Source organism: Caballeronia glathei (genome assembly GCF_000698595.1).
Classification (GTDB): Bacteria; Pseudomonadota; Gammaproteobacteria; order Burkholderiales; family Burkholderiaceae; genus Caballeronia; species Caballeronia glathei.
This window is the reverse complement of sequence record NZ_JFHC01000186.1, coordinates 1-2,870: the sequence shown is the minus strand read 5'-3', so window position 1 is coordinate 2,870 and position 2,870 is coordinate 1. Positions and strand designations below refer to the sequence as shown.

At 56.0% G+C, this 2,870-nt stretch carries 3 protein-coding genes and 1 pseudogene; 1 reads left to right on the top strand and 3 read right to left on the bottom strand.

The features are described 5' to 3' along the window. Positions 1-29: 29 nt before the first annotated feature. A pseudogene (locus BG61_RS38065) lies at positions 30-333 on the top strand (DDE-type integrase/transposase/recombinase); the annotation flags it as partial. A 68-nt stretch (positions 334-401) separates the two neighbouring features. Here BG61_RS38065 and BG61_RS38060 read toward each other — a convergent pair. The 3 genes from BG61_RS38060 to BG61_RS43825 form a co-directional block, all read right to left on the bottom strand. After that, positions 402-773 carry a hypothetical protein gene (locus BG61_RS38060; protein ID WP_035943440.1) on the bottom strand — a complete coding sequence of 124 codons (372 nt, stop codon included), beginning with the start codon at positions 771-773 and terminating at the stop codon, positions 402-404. A 98-nt stretch (positions 774-871) separates the two neighbouring features. Beyond that, the gene (locus BG61_RS38055; RefSeq protein ID WP_035924833.1) at positions 872-2,419 is read right to left on the bottom strand and encodes an alkaline phosphatase family protein; all 1,548 of its coding nucleotides are present in this window, start codon (positions 2,417-2,419) and stop codon (positions 872-874) included. A gap of 170 nt (positions 2,420-2,589) precedes the next feature. Next, on the bottom strand, positions 2,590-2,870 hold a 281-nt coding region (locus BG61_RS43825), incomplete at its 5' end, for a hypothetical protein (protein ID WP_206540641.1).

Below are 2,870 nucleotides of genomic sequence, written 5' to 3'. Positions count from 1 at the left end.
TCAAGACGTTGCTGGCGCCACGCTTACAACTGGAAAGCGTCGCTTCCGAGCAGAATGTGAGGCGTATCAGCTGCGCGGTTCGCTGGCATTCCCGCTTAAGCCTGAGCCTGCGCGACATCGAGGATGTTGTTGCTTGAGCGTGGTGTCACGGTCACGTACGAGACGATCCGTTGCTGGTGCGGCAAGTTTGGCGCTGCATGCGCCCAGTGCGCCAAAGCGGCGCGGCGCAAGCCGGGCAGCACCTGGCATCTGGACGAGATGTTCGTGACGCTGCGCGGCGACGCGTATCTGTTGTGGCGTGCGGTCGACGAGCATGGCGCCGAACTCGACGTTCACGGGTAAAAGTCTGGTGTTTATGTATGGTGGCAAGAGCCGCCCTGATTGGCGGCCTTGGTCGGCCCTCAGCGAATCTGGCCCCGCGCCACCGCCACATACTGTCCGGCCTTGCCATCCCAAACCAGATAGCGTACTTGATAGGCCGACGTCACTGGCGTGCTGGTCTTGTAGCTATTGCCGCGGGTAGCCCACTGCCAATTGTCGCCGCCGATATACTCGGAGTCCGGCACCGTATCATTCGGATACAGACCCACCCAATCATACGAGCCGGTGATGGAAGCGCTCCAGCGGAGCTCGTAAAACCCGCCGTTATTTTCCATCCAAACTTGATACTGCGTGGCCTCGACTTGCTTGTTCTCACTCGACAAATGGGGATTGGCACGCAGCAGGTCCGCTTGCACAGTGGGATTTTCAGCTTGAACAGGATCTTGAGTCATGGTCAGTTCCTTTTGTGAGGGTAAAAAAAAGTGCCAGCCTTCACCATGGTCGGCACCCATCGTCTTACGCAATACGCATAGAGCGGAACGTCGTTTGATCAGCGTTGATTCCCAAGCGCTGCATCAAACTGAGCGGGATCTTCCCGATAGCGGGCGACGGCGGCATTCAGCGCGTCGGCGCTATGGTGCTGCGCCAGCAGCACACGGCTGGCGACCACGGGGATGCCCTCCAGCAGTTCCAGCAAATTCGCCCGCGACCCTGCCGGATGGCTTCCGTCGGGCACGTCGGACATCGCCGACAGCGGGGGACTGGCAAAATTAATGGTGCCATCGTTGACCACATGGTCGACAAACACGCCCTCAAAGGTGGGCGCCTGCGGCATGCGCTTGCCTAGGTTCACCGTGGACAAGTCGATGCCGGCCCACTGCAGCAAGGTCTTGACGAAGGACGTGTGATCAAAGGGATAGTGGCTCGTTTCGGGCGGTCGGAACACCGACCGGGTCGGCACGTAAGGCGAGATCAGGATCGTCGGCACGCGCGCTCCAAACAGGTCGAAATCGAAGAAATTCTCGCCGTGAAGTCCGTCCGGGTTGATCGCGCCCCAGGCCGGCGCAACATGGTCGTAGGTGCCCCCATGCTCGTCGAAAGAAACAATCAGCAGCGTGTCATGCCAATCCGGGCTGTTGCGCACAGCCTCGTAGACTTGTTGCAGAAATTGTTCCCCGCCATTCGACGGCGCGCTGGGCGGATGATAATCCGACCCTTGGTCGAAGGGAAAAACGGATGTCCATTTCGGTTCCAGATAGCTAAATTGGGGCAGCGTGCCTGCCTTGGCATGACCGAAGAACTGCGCAAGCGGCGCCACCTCGTTGTCCTGTTGCGCAGCTTGTATTTGCGGAAAGGTATAGGCGGTATAGCACTGATTGCCCTGCCATTCCCGCTCATAGTAAATGCCCCAGCTCTTTTTCGCCTGTGTCAGATAATTGAAGATGGTCGGTATATTGAACTGCTCCACCGCGTGGATGTTTTGATTGCTGGAGCGTCCGATTGACGTCCCGCATATTGAATAGGCCCGGTTTGGATTGGTGTTCGATGGAACGGACGCGAACCAGCAATCGCTGACGGCAAATTGCTTGGCCAGATGATTGATCACCGGCAATTGCTGCGGCGTGTAAGTCCAGAGAATATCGTGCCCTTTCCACTCCGTTTGCAGGGAATAGTAATAGTCATTGAAAAAACCCAGCATGGGCGGCGACCCGGACTCGCTGGTCGGCATACGGTCTATGGTCTGCACCCCACCAAAGAACTGGTTCATGACGCCCTTCCACGGATTGTATGGTGGCCGCGGATCGTCAGTAAATGGATGCAGCATCGATTCAAAAGGATCGGCCCAGGGAATGGCCTGGTAATTCTTCCAGACGTCGTCGCCTATCGGCTGAACGAATATCTTCTCGCCATTGCCGTCGAGATTGAAAAATGTCTGCGGGCGCAGGCCATTGAATTTCGGATTACTGTTGTGCGGGAAGACGACGGCGGGCTGCTCGTCACCCGCATACAGCCAACCAAGCAGATTGTCGAGAGAACGGTTTTCAAGCATCAGATAGACGATTTTCTTGATTTGCGGCAGAAGCGGCTGCTGAGACATATTGTTCTCCTGTGTGGGGGATTCAATTTGCTGGGGAGCTTTCGAAGGTCGCGCTTTCGCCGCCCCTGGTACTGCCGCCGATCCTCCGAAGAGGCGGCAGCAATGTGCTACCTCGTTCCCCAGAATGCCCGCAACATCACCGTTTCCGAATCAAGCGTTAATCGATCCGACTATTTAAAGATCTTTTTCATGTTCGCATCACTAAACATATTTTCATGACGAATACGCCGTCGCCGACTGACTTCACTACCCGTCACGTTGCAAGCAATGCAACAAAATTGTGTCAGACCAAGGCGGGACTGTGTCCACATTTTCCCCATCACGTATTGACGCTGCAGCGCCAATTCATAATGAGAAAAATAGCCTATGTGCAGACAATTGCAAGTAAATATTGCCGCGTTATCATAGAGGGAAGGAAATCTGGCTGACCTTGCCCCCGTTCGACGAATCC

What these genes read in the sequence shown, in the direction of transcription:
- BG61_RS38060 (WP_035943440.1), bottom strand. Translation starts at nt 773, where the DNA reads ATGACTCAAGATCCTGTTCAAGCTGAAAATCCCACTGTGCAAGCGGAC.
- BG61_RS38055 (WP_035924833.1), bottom strand. Translation starts at nt 2,419, where the DNA reads ATGTCTCAGCAGCCGCTTCTGCCGCAAATCAAGAAAATCGTCTATCTG.